Below are 17179 nucleotides of genomic sequence, written 5' to 3' on the forward strand. Positions count from 1 at the left end.
GCACCCCCCGTGGCGGCCGCGCTGCCGCTGCGCCGCGGCGTGCCGCACGCGCTGCAGGCGCTGCGCGCGATCGTGCTGCGTGAGCTGTTCAAGTTCTCGCAGCAGACGGGCCGCCTCGTGTCGGCCCTCGTGCGCCCGCTGCTGTGGCTCGCGGTGTTCGCGGCGGGATTCCGCAACGTGTTCGGCGTCGCGATCGTCGAGCCGTACGACACCTACATCCCGTACGACGTCTACATCGCCCCCGGGCTGATCGGTATGGTGCTGCTGTTCAACGGCATGCAGTCGAGCCTGGCGATGGTCTACGACCGCGAGATGGGCCTGATGCGGCTGCTGCTGACCGCGCCGCTGCCGCGTCCGTGGCTGCTGTTCTCGAAGCTGACCGCCACCGCGGTGCTGTCGGTGCTGCAGGCGCTGGCGTTCGTCGTCGTCGCCGCGCTGATCGGCACGACGCTGCCGCTCGCGTCGTGGCACGCGCTGCACGCGCTCGCGGCCGTCGTGGCCGGCGCACTGATGCTCGGCGCGCTCGGCCTGCTGCTGAGCGTGCACATCAAGCAGCTGGAGAACTTCGCCGGCACGATGAACTTCGTCATCTTCCCGATGTACTTCCTGTCGACGGCGCTGTACCCGCTGTGGAAGCTGCAGGAATCGGGCGCCGAGTGGGTCTATCAGGTCGCGCGCTTCAACCCCTTCACGCACGCGATCGAGTGGATCCGCTTCGCGATCTACGGCAAGGACCCGGGCTGGGCGCCGTGGATCGTGCTCGGCTGCCTCGTCGTGTTCTTCGCGCTGGCCTGCTGGGGCTACGACCCGCAGCGCGGCTTCGGTGGCCTGACCAAGCGCGGGGGCGCTGCATGAACGGTGACCCGGTGTCCACCTCACGCCGCGGCGCGCTGCGCGCCGGCGTCGCGGCGGCTATCGGCGCGAGCGGGCTGTTGCGGCCGCTTGGCGCGCTCGCGGCGCGCGACTTCCCGTCGCGGCCGATCACGCTGTGGGTGCCGTGGGCGGCCGGTGGCGCCACCGACCTGTCGATGCGCGTGCTCGCGGACCTGGCGTCGCGCACGCTCGGCCAGCGCGTCGTCGTCGAGAACCGCGGCGGCGCGGGCGGCACGCTGACGATGCCGATCCTGCAGACCGCCGAGCCCGACGGCTACACGATCTCGCAGCTGCCGCAGACGGTGTTCCGCGCCGTGCACGCGCAGCGCGTCACGTGGGACCCGATCCGCGACACGACGCCGATCATCCAGATCTCGGGTGTCACGTTCGGCGTGCTGGTCGCCGAGTCGAGCCGCTTTCGCAGCCTCAACGACCTGTTCGACTTCGCGCGCGAGCGCCCGGGCGAGCTGTCGATCGCGACCAACGGCGTCGGCACCTCGCCGCACGTCGTGCTCGAGGAGCTGTTCACCGCGCGCGGGCTGAAGTACATCCACGTGCCGTACAAGGGCGTGGCCGAGCAGGTCAACGCGGTGGCGTCCGGGCAGGTGATGGCCGGCGTCGGCTCGACCGGATTCGGGCCGATGGTCGACAGCGGGCGCCTGCGCCTGCTGGTGCTGCTGAGCGCGCAGCGATCGCAGCGCTGGCCGCGCGTGCCGACGCTGCGCGAGCTCGGCTTCGACATCGTCGCGCAGTCGCCGTACGGACTGGCTGGCCCCCGGGGTCTGCCGCCGGCGATCGTCGAGATCCTGCACGACGCGTTCAAGAAGGCGATGTTCGATCCGCAGTTCGTGCAGGAGCTCGCCAAGTACGACCAGGAGCCGGACTACCTCGGGCCGGCGGACTACGCGCGCCAGTGCCGCGAGATGTACGAGAAGGAGCGCGAGATCGTCGAGCGCCTCGGGCTAGCGCGCCGCAGCGGACCGTGAGGCGCTGCCGATAATCGCAGCGCAGCCCGCGGCCCGGGTGGCGGAATCGGCAGACGCAGCGGACTTAAAATCCGCGGCCCTCACGGGCATACGGGTTCGAGTCCCGTTCCGGGCACCACCCCTCGCCGTCGCGCGAGGTTCTTCGACGAGCCATCGGCTGCGGCCCGCCCGGCGTGCGGCGGGTTCGCCGCCGAACGAGGTCGCATGCCGCTCTTCTCCCAGGACGCGCTCAACGACGGCGTGCGCAAGCGCGAGGTGTTCGGGTGGGCGATGTACGACTTCGCCAACTCGGGCTACACGACGGTCGTCCTGACGGCGGTGTTCAGCGCCTATTTCGTCGGCGGCGTGGCCGGCGGCGCGTCGTGGGCGACCTTCGCGTGGACGAGCGCGCTCGCGGTGTCGAGCCTGATCGTGATGGCGACGATGCCGGCGATCGGCGCTTACGCCGACTTGCGCGCGGCGAAGAAGCGGCTGCTCGCGCTGTCGACGATCGGCTGCGTCGCGACGACGGCCGCGCTCGCCGGCGCCGGCCCCGGCGACGTCGCGTGGGCCGTGGTGGCCGTCGTGCTGTCGAACGTCTTCTACACCTACGGCGAGTCGCTGATCGCGGCCTTCCTGCCCGAACTGGCGCGCGAGGACAGCCTCGGCCGCGTTTCGGGCTGGGGCTGGAGCTTCGGCTACTTCGGCGGCATGCTCACGCTGGGGCTGAGCCTGGCGTACGTGATCTGGGCGCAGGGGCAGGGGCGGCCGGCCTCGCACTTCGTGCCGGTGACGATGCTGATCACGGCCGGCGTGTTCGCGCTGGCGTCGCTGGCCACGTTCGCGCTGCTGAAGGAGCGCGCGCTGCCGCAGGCGCAGCCGGCCAGCGAGACCGGCTTGCGTGCCTCGCTCGAGCGGCTGGCGCGCACGTGGCACGAGGCCCGGCGCTTCCGCGACTTCACGGCGCTGCTCGCCTGCGCGGTGGCGTATCAGGCCGGGATCTCGGTCGTCGTCGCGCTCGCGGCGGTATATGCCGAGCAGGTGCTGCGCTTCGAGCAGCAGCAGACGATGATGCTGATCTTCCTCGTCAACGTCGCCGCGGCGGCGGGCGCGTTCGCGTGGGGCTACGTGCAGGACCGCATCGGTCACCGCCCGGCACTGGCGGTGACGCTCGTCGGCTGGATCGCGATGACGCTGCTCGCCTGGGCGGCCACCGGCCCCGCGCTGTTCTGGGTGCCGGCGGTGATCGCGGGGCTGTGCATGGGCTCGAGCCAGTCGGCCGGGCGCGCGCTCGCCGGCGCGCTGTCGCCGGCGCTGCGGCGCGCCGAGTTCTTCGGTCTGTGGACCTTCGCGATCCGCCTGTCGGCGATCCTCGGGCCGATGACCTACGGGCTCGTGACGCTGCTGACCGACGGCAACCACCGGCTCGCGATCGTGTCCACCGGTCTGTTCTTCGTCGCCGGGCTGGTGCTGCTCGCGTTCGTCGACGTGCGCCGGGGCATCGCTGCCGCGCAGGGCTGAAGTGCGCAGTGCGGTCTGGACCGCGCCCGCCGGTGATGTCAAAATAGCACGATCGTTCGATTTTGGGGTGGCTCTGGACGCCGGCTCCTAGAATCGGCGGCCCCACGACAGCCATCCACGCAGGAGCATTGCCGCATGAAGATCCTCGTCCCCGTCAAGCGGGTGGTCGACTACAACGTGAAGGCGCGGGTGAAGTCCGACGGCAGCGGTGTGGACATCGCCAACGTCAAGATGAGCATGAACCCGTTCGACGAGATTGCCGTCGAGGAGGCGGTGCGGCTCAGGGAGAAGGGCGCGGCCAGCGAGGTGGTGGCGGTGTCGTGCGGGGTGGCGCAGTGCCAGGAGACGCTGCGCACGGCGATGGCCATCGGCGCCGACCGCGCGATCCTGGTGGAGACCGACGTCGAGCTGCAGCCGCTGGCGGTGGCCAAGCTGCTCAAGGCGCTGGTGGAGCGCGAGCAGCCGGCGCTGGTGATCCTGGGCAAGCAGGCCATCGACGACGACAGCAACCAGACCGGGCAGATGCTCGCGGCGCTGGCCGGCTGGCCGCAGGGCACGTTCGCGAGCAAGGTCGAGGTCGACGGGCAGGCGGTCAAGGTCACGCGCGAAGTCGACGGCGGGCTGGAGACGGTGCGGCTCGCGCTGCCGGCGGTGATCACGACCGACCTGCGGCTCAACGAGCCGCGCTACGTGACGCTGCCCAACATCATGAAGGCCAAGAAGAAGCCGCTGGACGTGGTCAAGCCGGCGGATCTGGGCGTGGACGTGACGCCGCGGCTGAAGACGCTCAAGGTGGCCGAGCCGCCCAAGCGCGGCGCGGGCATCAAGGTGCCCGACGTCGCGACGCTGGTCGACAAACTGAAGAACGAAGCCAAGGTGATCTGAAGGACGGGACCACCCCCGAAGCGGCTGGCGCCGCTCCCCCTCGAGGGGGCGACGCCAGCGCAGCGGCGAAGCCGCATCCGCGGCGTCCGCTGGAAAGCCTACGATCCATGCATGTCAGGTGCCCCAGGGGCGCCGGAGAAGACTGAAATGCCTGTACTCGTCATTGCCGAACACGACCACGCCTCGATCAAGGGCGCGACGCTGAACACCGTGACCGCCGCGCGCCAGTGCGGCGCCGAGGTGCACGTGCTGGTGGCCGGCCACCAGGCTGGCGCCGCCGCGCAGGCCGCCGCGCGCATCGGCGGCGTGGCCAAGGTGCTGCACGCCGACGGAGAGGCCCACGCCCACGGGCTGGCCGAGAACCTCGCCGCGCAGGTGCTGGCGGTGGCCGCGGGCTACAGCCACATCCTCTTCCCGGCCACCGCGGCGGGCAAGAACGTCGCGCCGCGCGTGGCCGCGCTGCTCGACGTCGCGCAGGTCAGCGATGTGAGCAAGGTCGTCAGCGCCGACACGTTCGAGCGGCCGATCTACGCGGGCAACGCGATCGCCACGGTACAGTCCACCGATGCGGTGAAGGTCCTCACGGTGCGCACGACCGGCTTCGACGCGGCGCCGGCGGAAGGCGGCAGCGCGGCGGTCGAGAGCATCCCCGCAGTGGCCGCGAGCGACAAGGCGCAGTGGCTGGGCAGCGAGATCGCCAAGCTCGACCGCCCGGAGCTGACGGCAGCCAAGATCATCGTCAGCGGGGGGCGCGCGCTGGGCAGCGCCGAGAAGTTCACCGAGGTGCTCACGCCGCTGGCGGACAAGCTCGGTGCGGCGCTGGGGGCGAGCCGTGCGGCGGTCGATGCGGGCTACGCGCCGAACGACTGGCAGGTCGGGCAGACGGGCAAGATCGTGGCGCCGCAGCTGTACATCGCGTGCGGCATCAGCGGGGCGATCCAGCACCTGGCGGGGATGAAGGACAGCAAGGTGATCGTGGCGATCAACAAGGACCCCGAGGCGCCGATCTTCGCGGTGGCCGACTACGGCCTCGAGGCCGACCTGTTCACCGCCGTGCCGGAGCTGGTCGAGAAGCTCTGACCCCCATCCACCCCGCGGCGGGGGCGCCGGTGGCGCCCCCGCCGTGCATCCGGAGTGCCCCATGACTTACCGCGCCCCCGTCAAGGACATGCTGTTCGCGATGACCGAACTGGCCGGACTCGCACAAGTCGCGCAGCTGCCCGGTTTCGAGGAGGCCACCGCCGAGACGGCGCAGGCCGTGCTCGAGGAGTGCGCCAAGCTCAACGAAGGCGTCATCGCGCCGCTGAACTGGGAGGGCGACCGCAACCCGTCGTCGTGGAAGGACGGCGTGGTGACGACCACACCCGGCTTCAAGGAGGCGTTCCGCCAGTTCGTCGAAGGCGGCTGGCAGGGCCTGCAGCACCCGGTCGAATTCGGCGGGCAGGGGCTGCCGAAGACGATCGGTGCGGCCTGCGGCGAGATGCTCAACAGCGCCAACCTCAGCTTCGCGCTGTGCCCGCTGCTGACCGACGGCGCGATCGAGGCGCTGCTGACCGCCGGCAGCGACGCCCAGAAGGCCACGTACATCCCGCCGATGATCGAAGGCCGCTGGACCGGCACGATGAACCTGACCGAGCCGCAGGCCGGCAGCGACCTCGCCGCGGTGCGCACGCGCGCCGAGCCGCAGCCCGACGGCACCTACCGGATCTTCGGCACGAAGATCTTCATCACGTATGGCGAGCACGACATGGCCGAGAACATCGTCCACCTCGTGCTCGCGCGCGTCACCGGCGCGCCCGAGGGCGTCAAAGGCATCAGCCTGTTCATCGTGCCCAAGTTCCTTGTCAACGCCGACGGCAGCCTCGGCGCGCGCAACGACGTGCACTGCGTCAGCATCGAGCACAAGCTGGGCATCAAGGCAAGCCCGACCGCGGTGCTGCAGTACGGCGACCATGGCGGCGCGGTGGGCTACCTCGTCGGCCAGGAGAACCGCGGCCTCGAGTACATGTTCATCATGATGAATGCCGCGCGCTACGCGGTCGGCGTGCAGGGCATTGCGCTGGCCGAGCGCGCGTACCAGAAGGCGGTGGCCTACGCGCGCGAGCGCGTGCAGGGCCGGCCGGTCGACGGCTCGCTGCCCAAGGCCGGGCCGATCCTGCATCACCCCGACGTGCGGCGCATGCTGATGACGATGCGCGCCTACACCGAGGGCTGCCGCGCGATGGCGGCCGTCGCGGCCGCCGCCTACGACGCCGCGCACGCGCACCCGGACGCCGCCGTGCGCGCGAGCAACCAAGCCTTCTATGAGTTCATGGTGCCGCTCGTGAAGGGCTACAGCACCGAGATGAGCCTCGAGGTCGCCTCGCTCGGCGTGCAGGTGCACGGCGGCATGGGCTTCATCGAGGAGACGGGCGCGGCGCAGTACCTGCGCGACGCCAAGATCTTGACGATCTACGAGGGCACGACGGCGATCCAGGCCAACGACCTCGTCGGCCGCAAGACGGCGCGCGATGGCGGCGCGACGGCCAAGGCGATCGCCGCGCAGATCGAAGCCACCGAGGGCGAGCTCGCGCGGCACGGCGGCGCGGCCGCGGCGGCAATGCGCAAGCGGCTGGCGGCAGCACGCGCGGCCTTCGTCGAGGTCGTCGACTACATCGTCGCGAACACGAAGACGAACCCCAACGCCGCGTTCGCCGGTTCGGTGCCGTACCTGATGCTCGCCGGCAACGTGATGGCCGGCTGGCAGATGGCGCGCGCGCTGCTCGCGGCCGAGCGCAAGCTCGCGGCCGGCGACGACACCGCGTTCATGCAGGCCAAGGTCACGACGGCGCGCTTCTACGCCGACCACATCCTGAGCAAGGTGCCGGGCCTGCGCGACAGCATCATCGAAGGCGCCGAGGGCGTCACGGCGATGGCGCTCGACGCCTTCTGAATCCACCCCGGGAGACCGCATTGACCCTGCCTGCCGTGTTCGCCAACCTGACGCTGCCGGTCATCGGCGCGCCGCTGTTCATCATCAGCAACCCGAAGCTCGTCATCGCGCAGTGCACCGCGGGCGTCGTCGGCTCGATGCCGGCGCTCAACGCGCGGCCCGCGTCGCAGCTCGACGAGTGGCTGGCCGAGATCACGGAAGGCCTGGCGGCGTGGAACCGCGACCACCCGGACCGCCCGGCCGCGCCGTTCGCGATCAACCAGATCGTGCACAAGAGCAACGACCGCCTCGAGCACGACATGCAGGTGTGCGCGAAGTACAAGGTGCCGATCGTGATCACGAGCCTCGGCGCGCGCACCGACGTCAACGACGCGGTGCACGCCTGGGGCGGCATCGTGCTGCACGACGTCATCAACAACACGTTCGCGCACAAGGCCGTCGACAAGGGCGCCGACGGGCTGATCGCCGTGGCCGCCGGTGCCGGCGGCCACGCCGGCACCAAGAGCCCGTTCGCGCTGGTGCAGGAGATCCGCGAGTGGTTCGACGGCCCGCTCGCGCTGTCGGGCGCGATCGCCACCGGCGGCGCGGTGCTGGCGGCGCAGGCGATGGGCGCCGACTTCGCCTACATCGGCTCGGCCTTCATCGCCACCGACGAGGCGCGCGCCTCCGACGCATACAAGCAGTGCATCGTCGACTGCACGAGCGACGACATCGTCTACTCGAGCCTGTTCACCGGCGTGCACGGCAACTACCTGAAGCCGTCGATCCGCGCCGCCGGCATGGACCCGGACCACCTGCCCGAGGGCGACGTCAGCACGATGAACTTCGCCAGCGGCGGTGCCGCGAAGGCGTGGAAGGACATCTGGGGCTGCGGCCAGGGCATCGGCGCGGTGCACGCCGTCGTGCCGGCGCGCGAGCTGGTCGCGCGCCTGAAGCGCGAATACGACGCCGCCCGCGCGCGGCTGGCGCTGCGCTGACGCGCGTTCAGCGCGACGGCTGCGGCACGAGGTCGCTGTCGCAGCCCGCGCCGGCGGCGATCCAGCGCGCGGCCAGCGCCCGCGCGGCCGGCGCGGCCCAGCGCGGCACGCGCAGCGTGGCGTCGGCGAGCCCGCCGCAGCGGTAGCGCGCCTGCGCGTCGTCCCAGCGCAGCGCGGCGCAGGCGCCGCGGCGTCTGCGCGTCAGCGCGATGCCCAGCGGGCACGGCTCGGCCGCGCAGCACACGCCGCAGCCGTTGCACGCGGCGCCGGGCGGCGGCTTCGGTGGCGCGAGCGGGTGCAGCAGGATCACGCGAGAAGTCACCACGGCGTGGATTGGACGCCACATGGCGCCGCGCGTGTCAGCGAATCGGAAGGGTTCGCCATGTCAAATCGCGGCACGGGTGGTGAAAACGAGAGTACAGTCGCGCCCGTGATGTGAGGTCCTTCCCGTCCCCTTGCTGGTCCAGGCGCTGGCCTGGTGCGAGACAAGCAGCAAGGCGGGTCGCAATCCGCCAACCGGTGCAGCCGGGTCGCGGAAGGTTTGACAACCCATCGGAGCCCTGGAAACCGGGGCGAAAGGTGAGCGAGCGATGATGGAACAATTCAGGGCGAACTCGTACCTGTTCGGCGGCAACGCCCCCTACGTCGAGGAGCTGTACGAGGCGTACCTCGACAACCCCGGCAGCGTGCCCGACAACTGGCGCGCCTATTTCGACAACCTGCAGCACGTGCCGGCGGTCGACGGCAGCGAGGCGCGCGACGTCGCCCACGCCCCCGTCATCGAGTCGTTCGCGCAGCGGGCCAAGGCCAATGCGTTCGCCGTCAAGACGTCGAGCGCCGACCTGGCGATCGCGCGCAAGCAGGTCCACGTCCAGAGCCTGATCGCCGCGTACCGCTTCCTCGGCAGCCGCTGGGCCGACCTCGACCCGCTCAAGCGCCAGGAGCGCCCGAAGATCCCCGAGCTGGAGCCCGCGTTCTACGACCTGACCGAGGCCGACATGGACCTCGCGTTCAGCGCGACGAACACGTACTTCACCAAGGCCGAGGAGATGACGCTGCGCGAGATCGTGCAGGCCCTGCGTGACACGTACTGCGGCACCGTCGGTGCCGAGTTCATGCACATCACCGACCCGGCCGAGAAGCGCTGGTGGCAGGAGCGCCTGGAGAGCACCCGCAGCAAGCCCACCTTCACCGCCGACAAGAAGAAGCACATCCTCGAGCGGCTGACGGCCGCCGAGGGCCTCGAGCGCTACCTGCACACCAAGTACGTCGGCCAGAAGCGCTTCTCGCTCGAGGGCGGCGAGAGCTTCATCGCCGCGATGGACGAGCTGGTGCAGCGTGCCGGCGAGCAGGGCGTGCAGGAGATCGTCATCGGCATGGCGCACCGCGGCCGGCTGAACGTGCTCGTCAACACGCTGGGCAAGATGCCCAAGGACCTGTTCGCCGAGTTCGAGCACACCGCGCCCGAGAACCTGCCTGCCGGCGACGTCAAGTACCACCAGGGCTTTTCGAGCGACGTCTCGACGCCCGGCGGGCCGGTGCACCTGAGCCTGGCGTTCAACCCGTCGCACCTCGAGATCGTCAACCCGGTCGTCGAGGGCTCGGTGCGTGCGCGCCAGGACCGCCGCGGCGACAAGGAAGGCAAGCTCGTGCTGCCGGTGCTGGTGCACGGCGACGCCGCGTTCGCCGGCCAGGGCGTCGTGATGGAGACGCTGGCGCTCGCGCAGACGCGCGGCTACTACACCGGCGGCACGGTGCACATCGTCATCAACAACCAGATCGGCTTCACGACGAGCGACCCGCGCGACAGCCGCTCGACGCTGTACTGTACCGACGTCGTCAAGATGATCGAAGCGCCGGTGCTGCACGTCAACGGCGACGACCCGGAGGCGGTGGTGTTCTGCACCCAGCTGGCGATGGACTACCGCCAGCAGTTCAAGAAGGACGTCGTCGTCGACATCGTGTGCTTCCGCAAGCTCGGCCACAACGAGCAGGACACGCCGAGCCTGACGCAGCCGCTGATGTACAAGAAGATCGCCAAGCATCCGGGCACGCGCAAGCTGTACGGCGACAAGCTCGTGCTGCAGGGCGTGCTGCCGCCCGACGGGCCCGACGAGATGGCCAAGGCCTACCGCGCCGCGATGGACGCCGGGCGCCACACCGTCGACCCGGTGCTAACCAACTTCAAGAGCAAGTACGCGGTCGACTGGACGCCGTTCCTCGGCAAGAAGTGGACCGACGCTGCCGACACCGCGCTGCCGCTCGCCGAGCTCAAGCGCCTGGCCGAACGCATCACGACGGTGCCGCCCAACTTCAAGCTGCACCCGCTGGTCGAGAAGGTGCTGGCCGACCGTGCCGCGATGGGCCGCGGCGAGATCAACGTCGACTGGGGCATGGGCGAGCACCTGGCGTTCGCGTCGCTGGTGGCCAGCGGCTACGCGGTGCGGCTGTCGGGCGAGGACTCCGGGCGCGGCACCTTCGTGCACCGTCACGCCGTGCTGCACGACCAGAACCGCGAGAAGTGGGACGAGGGCACCTACATCCCGCTGCAGAACGTCGCCGAGGGCCAGGCCCAGTTCACCGTCATCGACTCGATCCTGTCGGAAGAGGCGGTGCTCGGCTTCGAGTACGGCTATGCGTCGGCCGACCCGAACACGCTGACGATCTGGGAAGCACAGTTCGGCGACTTTGCCAATGGCGCGCAGGTCGTGATCGACCAGTTCATCGCCAGCGGAGAGGTCAAGTGGGGCCGCGCCAACGGACTAGTGCTGATGCTGCCGCACGGCTACGAAGGTCAAGGCCCCGAGCACAGCTCGGCGCGCCTCGAGCGCTTCATGCAGCTGGCCGCGGACAACAACATCCAGATCTGCCAGCCGACGACGGCGTCTCAGATCTTCCACCTGCTGCGCCGGCAGATGGTGCGCCAGTTCCGCAAGCCGCTGATCATCTTCACGCCCAAGTCGCTGCTGCGCGCGAAGGACGCGACCTCGCCGCTGTCGGAGTTCGCGAAGGGCGAGTTCCGCACCGTGATGCCCGAGGTCGACGCCGACATCGTGGCGGCCAAGGTCAAGCGCGTGATCGTCTGCTCGGGCAAGGTGTACTTCGACCTCGCGCGCAAGCGCGCCGAGAAGAGCGCCGACGACGTCGCGATCCTGCGCGTCGCGCAGCTGTACCCGTTCCCGCACAAGGCGTTCGCGACCGAGATGAAGAAGTATCCGAACGCCACCGAAGTCATCTGGTGCCAGGACGAGCCGCAGAACCAGGGCGCGTGGTTCTTCGTGCAGCACTACATCCACGAGAACATGCTCGACGGCCAGAAGCTCGGCTACGCCGGGCGGCCCGCGTCGGCGTCGCCGGCGGTGGGCTATGCACACCTGCACCAGGAGCAGCAGAAGGCACTGCTCGACCAGGCCTTCGGCAAGATCAAGGGCTTCGTGCTGACGAAGTAAGACCACCCCCGAAGCGCCTTCGGCGCTCCCCCGGGTCACGAAGGGGACCTTCGGGTCTTGGGGGGCGCCGCCGGCGGACCGGCCCGGCCGGATCGGCGGCGGCCGCTTGACGGGCGCGCGTCATACCCAGAAAGACCAACATGGCAATCGTTGAAGTGAAGGTTCCGCAGCTGTCGGAATCGGTGGCCGAGGCCACGCTGCTGCAGTGGAAGAAGAAGCCCGGCGAGGCCGTGGCGATGGACGAGATCCTCATCGAGATCGAGACCGACAAGGTCGTGCTCGAGGTGCCCGCGCCGGCTGCCGGCGTGCTGGCCGAGATCGTCGTCGGCGACGGCGGCACCGTCGTCAGCGACCAGGTGATCGCGCGCATCGACACCGAGGCCGTCGCCGGCGTCGCGGCGCCTGCGCCCGCGCCCGCGCCTGCCGAGGCGGTGGCGCCTTCGCCCGCCCCGTCGCCCGCGCCGGTCGCCGCGGCCGGCGCCAAGACCGGCGTCGCGATGCCCGCGGCCGCCAAGCTGATGGCCGACCACGGCCTTGCACCCGGCTCGGTGCCCGGCACCGGCAAGGACGGCCGCGTGACCAAGGGCGACGTCCTCGGCACGCTGGCCGTACCGGCCAAGCCGGCCGCGCCGGTGCCCGCCGCCGTGACGGTCCCGGCGGCCGCAGCAAAGCCGCTGCCGCCGGTGGCCGCGCCGGTCAGGCTGAACCTGGGCGACCGCCCCGAGCAGCGCGTGCCGATGACGCGCCTGCGCGCGCGCGTGGCCGAGCGCCTGCTGCAGTCGCAGGCCACGAACGCGATCCTGACCACCTTCAACGAGGTCAACATGGCCCCGGTGATGGAGATGCGCAAGCGCTTCCAGGAGAAGTTCGAGAAGGAGCACGGCGTCAAGCTCGGCTTCATGAGCTTCTTCGTCAAGGCCGCGGTGCACGCGCTGAAGAAGTACCCGATCCTCAACGCGTCGGTCGACGGCACCGACATCGTCTATCACGGCTACTTCGACATCGGCATCGCGGTGGGCAGCCCGCGCGGGCTGGTGGTGCCGATCCTGCGCAACGCCGACCAGATGACGTTCGCCGAGATCGAGAAGAAGATCGCCGAGTTCGGCGTCAAGGCCAAGGACGGCAAGCTCGGCATCGAGGAACTGACCGGCGGCACGTTCTCGATCAGCAACGGCGGCGTGTTCGGCAGCATGCTCAGCACGCCGATCATCAACCCGCCGCAAAGCGCGATCCTCGGCGTGCACGCGACGAAGGAGCGGCCGGTGGTCGAGAACGGGCAGATCGTGATCCGCCCGATCAACTACCTCGCGATGTCGTACGACCACCGCATCATCGACGGCCGCGAGGCCGTGCTCGGTCTGGTGGCGATGAAGGAGGCGCTGGAGGACCCGGCGCGCCTGCTGTTCGACATCTGATCGTCACGCCCCGCGTCCGACGCCCCGCATGAGCCTCGCCGACGAACTCGCCAAGCTCGAGCAGCTGCACGCCAGCGGCGCGCTCAGCGACGACGAGTTCGCGCGCGCGAAGGCGCGCCTGCTCGACGCGCCCCCGTCGCCGCCACCACCGCCGCCCGCAGTGCAGGCCTTCAATGCGCTGCGCCGCAACCGCACCGACAAGTGGCTCGGCGGCGTGTGCGGCGGGCTGGCGATCGCCACCGGCGTCGATTCGTGGATCTGGCGCCTGCTGTTCGCGCTGCTGGCGATGGCCGGCGGCGCCGGCGTCGTCCTCTACCTGCTGCTGTGGATCTTCGTGCCCCCCGAGGCCTGATCCACCCACTCCTGACCACCCATGTCCAAGACCTTCGACGTCATCGTGATCGGCGGCGGCCCCGGCGGCTACATCGCCGCGATCCGCGCCGCCCAGCTCGGCTTCAACACGGCCTGCATCGACGAGTGGAAGAACGCCACCGGCGGCCCGGCCCCCGGCGGCACCTGCACCAACGTCGGCTGCATCCCGAGCAAGGCGCTGCTGCAAAGCAGCGAGTACTTCGAGCACGCCGGCCACCATTTCGCCGCGCACGGCATCGGCCTGGACAACCTGCGCATCGACGTCGCGAAGATGCTCGCGCGCAAGGACACCGTCGTGAAGCAGAACAACGACGGCATCCTGTACCTGTTCAAGAAGAACAAGGTCAGCTTCTTCCACGGCCGCGGCTCGTTCGTGAAGGCCGTCGACGGCGGCTGGGAGATCCAGGTCCGCGGCGCGCAGGACGAGACGCTGGTGGGCAAGCAGGTGATCGTCGCCACCGGTTCGAACCCGCGGGCACTGCCGGGCGTCGCGTTCGACGAGGAGCGCATCCTCAGCAACGACGGCGCGCTGCGCATCCCGGCGGTGCCGAAGACGCTGGGCCTGATCGGCTCGGGCGTGATCGGGCTCGAGATGGGCTCGGTGTGGCGCCGCCTCGGCGCGCAGGTGACGGTGCTCGAAGCGCTGCCGACCTTCCTCGGTGCCGTCGACGAGCAGATCGCGAAGGAGGCGCACAAGGCGTTCACGAAGCAGGGCCTGAAGATCGAGCTCGGTGTCAAGGTCGGCGAGATCCAGGCGGGCAAGAAGGGCGTTACGGTCGCCTACACCGACGCCAAGGGCGCGGCGCAGACGCTCGAGGTCGAGCGGCTGATCGTCTCGATCGGCCGCGTGCCGAACACGACGGGCCTCAACGCCGAGGCGGTCGGGCTCCAGCTCGACGAGCGCGGCGCGATCGTCGTCGACGCCGAGTGCCGCACGAACCTGCCCGGCGTGTGGGCCGTGGGCGACGTCGTGCGCGGTCCGATGCTCGCGCACAAGGCCGAGGAGGAGGGCGCGGCGGTGGCCGAGCGCATCGCCGGCCAGCACCCCCACGTCGACTTCAACACGATTCCGTGGGTCATCTACACCAGCCCCGAGATCGCGTGGGTCGGCCAGACCGAGCAGCAGCTCAAGGCGGCCGGCCGCGCCTACAAGGCCGGCACGTTCCCGTTCGCGGCCAACGGGCGCGCACGCGCGCTCGGCGACACGACCGGGATGGTCAAGGTCCTCGCCGACGCCGCCACCGATGAGATCCTCGGCGTGCACATCGTCGGCCCGATGGCCAGCGAGCTGATCGCCGAGGCGGTCGTCGCGATGGAGTTCCGCGCCAGCAGCGAAGACATCGCGCGCATCTGCCATGCGCATCCGTCGCTGTCGGAGGCGACGAAGGAAGCCGCGCTCGCGGTCGACAAGCGCGCGCTGAATTTCTGAGCGGCCGCGCGCGGTGGGCGTCCGGCAGGTCTACCTGAACGCGCTGCGCGAGCGCGGGTTCCTGCCCGACCCGGCGCAGCTGCGCGCCGTCGACGCGCTCGAGCGCTGCGAGAACGAGTGGCTCGCGTACCTGGCGCGCCGGCGCACGGCGCTGCAGCGCATGTTCGTCAAGCCGCCGATCCCGCGCGGTGTGTACATGCACGGCGGCGTCGGGCGCGGCAAGAGCTTCCTGATGGACTGCTTCTTCCAGTCCGTGCCGCTCAAGCGCAAGACGCGGCTGCACTTCCACGAGTTCATGCGCGAGGTGCACCGCGAGCTGCAGGAGCTCAAGGGCACCGCCAACCCGCTCGACGAGCTCGGCCGGCGCATCGCGCGCCGCTTCCGGCTGATCTGTTTCGACGAGTTCCACGTCGCCGACGTCACCGACGCGATGATCCTGCACCGCCTGCTCAAGGCGCTGTTCGACCAGCGCGTGAGCATCGTGACGACGTCGAACTTCCACCCCGACGCGCTGTACCCCCACGGGCTGCACCGCGACCGCATCCTGCCGGCGATCGAGCTGCTGAAGGACAAGCTCGAGGTCGTCGACGTCGACGGCGGCACCGACTACCGCCGCCGCACGCTCGAACGTCTGCAGACCTACCACACGCCGCTGGGCCCCGAGGCCGACGCGGCGCTCGAGGCCGCGTTCGAGCAGCTCGCCGAGGCGCGCGACGAAGACCCCGAGCTTCACATCGAGCACCGTGTGCTGCGCGCGCGCCGGCGTGCCGGCGGCGTCGTGTGGTTCGACTTCGCGGCGCTGTGCGGCGGTCCGCGTTCACAGAACGACTACCTCGAGATCGCCTCGCGCTTCCACACCGTGCTGCTGTCGGGCGTGCCGCAGATGCCGCCGCGGCTGGCCAGCGAGGCACGGCGCTTCACGTGGCTCGTCGACGTGCTGTACGACCGCCGCGTGCGCCTGATCGTCTCGGCGCAGGTGCCGCCCGAGCAGCTCTACCTCGAGGGACCGCTGGCGCATGAGTTCCCGCGCACCGTCTCGCGGCTGCACGAGATGCAGTCGGCCGAGTATCTGGCCCAGGGTCGACGCGAGGTCGACACGCGGCTGACCTGAGCGCCGCCGGCGCGCGCTCAGCGCGCCGGCGCGGGCTTGGGCCGGTCCAGGGCCTCGACCTTGATCATCGCCAGCGACAGGTTGTCGCCGGCGCCGCGCGCGCGCTGGCGCGCCTTCTCGACCAGCAGCTCGCTCGCCTCGCGCGGCGGCAGCGAGTGCACGACGTCGCCGAACTCGGCGGGCGTGAAGTAATGCCACAGGCCGTCGCTGCAGGCCAACAGCGTGTCGCCGATCGCCAGCTGGTCGATGCGCGCCAGCGTGATCGGCGGCTCCTGCTGCGTGCCCAGGCAGCCGGTCAGCAGGTTCGACTGCGGGTGCGTGTTGGCTTCCTCCTCGCTGAGCGTGCCCTCGTCGAGCAGGCGCTGCACGTAGGAGTGGTCGCTGGTGCGGCCGATCATCGCCGCGCCGCGGAAGTGGTACACGCGCGAGTCGCCGGCGTGGACGACGTCGCAGCGCAGCCCCGGCGTGATCAGGAACGCGGCGACGGTGCTGTGCGGCTCCTCCTCGGCGGTGATCGCGGTGAGCTTGATCATCAGGTGCGCCTCGAGCACGAGCTGGCGCAGCAGCTCGGCCGGGTCGTCGTCCTTGGGCGTGAAGCGCTCGAACAGCTGGCGTGCCGTCAGGATGACCTGGTCGGCCGCCTTGCGTCCGCCGCTCTTGCCGCCCATGCCGTCGGCCACGATGGCCAGCGTGCAACCGGGGACCTTGTCGTGCACGAGGATCTGCACCTGGTCCTGCTGGTACAGGCGGTCTCCGCGGTGCAGCGCGGTGGCCGCCGAGAGGCGGTAAGCAGAGGGCGCTTTCGACATGGCGCGCCGACTATACGGCAGCGCCTGCGTGCGAAAGCTACACTGCGCGGCGCTTCGTGATGAACGACGAGAACCTGCATTCGCCCCAGCGCCGGCTGATCGAGCTGCGCATCGAGCATGCCGACCTCGACGACCTGATCGACCGCGCGGCGCTGGACCGGCCGGGCGACGACCTGGCGTTGCGGCGGCTGAAGAAGCGGCGTCTGCTGCTGCGCGACCAGATCGCGCGGCTCGAGGCGCAGCTCGAGCCGCCCGAGCCGGCGTGAACGGGCTCCCCCCCGCAGCGGCTGCAGCCTGCCGGCTGGCATGCCGGCAGGCTTTCGCACGTCGCCGCTCGGCCCCCGGGCGGGGCGCCGCCAGCGAACCGGCCGAGCCGCATCCGCGGCGGCCGCTCGACGCGATCGCGTGGCGCTCGGGTTCTCGACTGCGCCGGGGTCGTGC

General features: G+C 70.5%; 15 protein-coding genes and 1 tRNA gene. 14 read left to right on the forward strand and 2 right to left on the reverse strand.

The features are described 5' to 3' along the window. Positions 1 to 9 precede the first annotated feature (9 nt). The 8 genes from DRV96_RS01800 (at position 10) to DRV96_RS01835 (ending at position 8153) form a co-directional block, all read left to right on the forward strand. On the forward strand, positions 10 to 855 hold the full coding sequence (locus DRV96_RS01800; RefSeq protein WP_210756953.1) for an ABC transporter permease: 846 nt from the start codon (positions 10 to 12) through the stop codon (positions 853 to 855). Continuing rightward, positions 852 to 1859, forward strand: a complete 1008-nt coding sequence (locus DRV96_RS01805) for a Bug family tripartite tricarboxylate transporter substrate binding protein (RefSeq protein ID WP_119287047.1) — start codon at positions 852 to 854, stop codon at positions 1857 to 1859. Before DRV96_RS01800 ends, DRV96_RS01805 begins: the two co-directional genes overlap by 4 nt. A gap of 31 nt (positions 1860 to 1890) precedes the next feature. Next, positions 1891 to 1977 (forward strand) — tRNA-Leu (locus tag DRV96_RS01810). A gap of 86 nt (positions 1978 to 2063) precedes the next feature. Then, positions 2064 to 3359, forward strand: a complete 1296-nt coding sequence (locus tag DRV96_RS01815; RefSeq protein ID WP_119287050.1) for an MFS transporter — start codon at positions 2064 to 2066, stop codon at positions 3357 to 3359. A gap of 135 nt (positions 3360 to 3494) precedes the next feature. Next, positions 3495 to 4244 carry an electron transfer flavoprotein subunit beta/FixA family protein gene (locus DRV96_RS01820; protein ID WP_119287052.1) on the forward strand — a complete coding sequence of 250 codons (750 nt, stop codon included), beginning with the start codon at positions 3495 to 3497 and terminating at the stop codon, positions 4242 to 4244. A gap of 147 nt (positions 4245 to 4391) precedes the next feature. Continuing rightward, complete coding sequence (locus DRV96_RS01825; protein WP_119287054.1) at positions 4392 to 5324, forward strand: electron transfer flavoprotein subunit alpha/FixB family protein; 933 nt, start codon at positions 4392 to 4394, stop codon at positions 5322 to 5324. Positions 5325 to 5385: 61 nt separating this feature from the next. Next, on the forward strand, positions 5386 to 7176 hold the full coding sequence (locus DRV96_RS01830) for an acyl-CoA dehydrogenase (protein ID WP_119287056.1): 1791 nt from the start codon (positions 5386 to 5388) through the stop codon (positions 7174 to 7176). A 20-nt stretch (positions 7177 to 7196) separates the two neighbouring features. After that, complete coding sequence (locus DRV96_RS01835) at positions 7197 to 8153, forward strand: NAD(P)H-dependent flavin oxidoreductase (protein ID WP_119287058.1); 957 nt, start codon at positions 7197 to 7199, stop codon at positions 8151 to 8153. Between the two features lie 7 nt (positions 8154 to 8160). Here the strand turns inward: DRV96_RS01835 and DRV96_RS01840 are convergent, their stop codons facing one another. Beyond that, positions 8161 to 8478 carry a hypothetical protein gene (locus tag DRV96_RS01840; protein ID WP_419187030.1) on the reverse strand — a complete coding sequence of 106 codons (318 nt, stop codon included), beginning with the start codon at positions 8476 to 8478 and terminating at the stop codon, positions 8161 to 8163. Between the two features lie 265 nt (positions 8479 to 8743). Between DRV96_RS01840 and DRV96_RS01845 the strand changes: the two genes are divergently transcribed. The 5 genes from DRV96_RS01845 to zapE all read left to right on the forward strand — a co-directional run bounded on the left by DRV96_RS01845 (position 8744) and on the right by zapE (position 15929). Then, positions 8744 to 11602 carry a 2-oxoglutarate dehydrogenase E1 component gene (locus DRV96_RS01845; RefSeq protein ID WP_119287060.1) on the forward strand — a complete coding sequence of 953 codons (2859 nt, stop codon included), beginning with the start codon at positions 8744 to 8746 and terminating at the stop codon, positions 11600 to 11602. Positions 11603 to 11742: 140 nt separating this feature from the next. After that, the gene (gene odhB / locus DRV96_RS01850) at positions 11743 to 13017 is read left to right on the forward strand and encodes a 2-oxoglutarate dehydrogenase complex dihydrolipoyllysine-residue succinyltransferase (RefSeq protein WP_119287063.1); all 1275 of its coding nucleotides are present in this window, start codon (positions 11743 to 11745) and stop codon (positions 13015 to 13017) included. Between the two features lie 28 nt (positions 13018 to 13045). Beyond that, positions 13046 to 13369 carry a PspC domain-containing protein gene (locus tag DRV96_RS01855; RefSeq protein ID WP_119287065.1) on the forward strand — a complete coding sequence of 108 codons (324 nt, stop codon included), beginning with the start codon at positions 13046 to 13048 and terminating at the stop codon, positions 13367 to 13369. Between the two features lie 21 nt (positions 13370 to 13390). Further along, complete coding sequence (lpdA, locus tag DRV96_RS01860) at positions 13391 to 14818, forward strand: dihydrolipoyl dehydrogenase (RefSeq protein WP_119287068.1); 1428 nt, start codon at positions 13391 to 13393, stop codon at positions 14816 to 14818. A 13-nt stretch (positions 14819 to 14831) separates the two neighbouring features. Then, positions 14832 to 15929, forward strand: coding sequence for a cell division protein ZapE (gene zapE / locus DRV96_RS01865; RefSeq protein WP_119287071.1), 1098 nt, complete (start codon positions 14832 to 14834; stop codon positions 15927 to 15929). Between the two features lie 17 nt (positions 15930 to 15946). On the opposite strand, the gene DRV96_RS01870 is transcribed toward zapE, so the two are convergent. Further along, entirely contained in the window at positions 15947 to 16738 is a 792-nt protein-coding gene (locus DRV96_RS01870; RefSeq protein ID WP_119287074.1) for a PP2C family protein-serine/threonine phosphatase, read from the reverse strand. 59 nt (positions 16739 to 16797) lie between these two features. On the opposite strand from DRV96_RS01870, the gene DRV96_RS01875 reads away from it, so the two are divergent. Beyond that, on the forward strand, positions 16798 to 17004 hold the full coding sequence (locus tag DRV96_RS01875) for a YdcH family protein (protein ID WP_119287077.1): 207 nt from the start codon (positions 16798 to 16800) through the stop codon (positions 17002 to 17004). Positions 17005 to 17179 lie beyond the last annotated feature (175 nt).

The organism is Azohydromonas sediminis (genome assembly GCF_003574675.1).
GTDB lineage: Bacteria > Pseudomonadota > Gammaproteobacteria > Burkholderiales > Burkholderiaceae_C > Calidifontimicrobium > Calidifontimicrobium sediminis.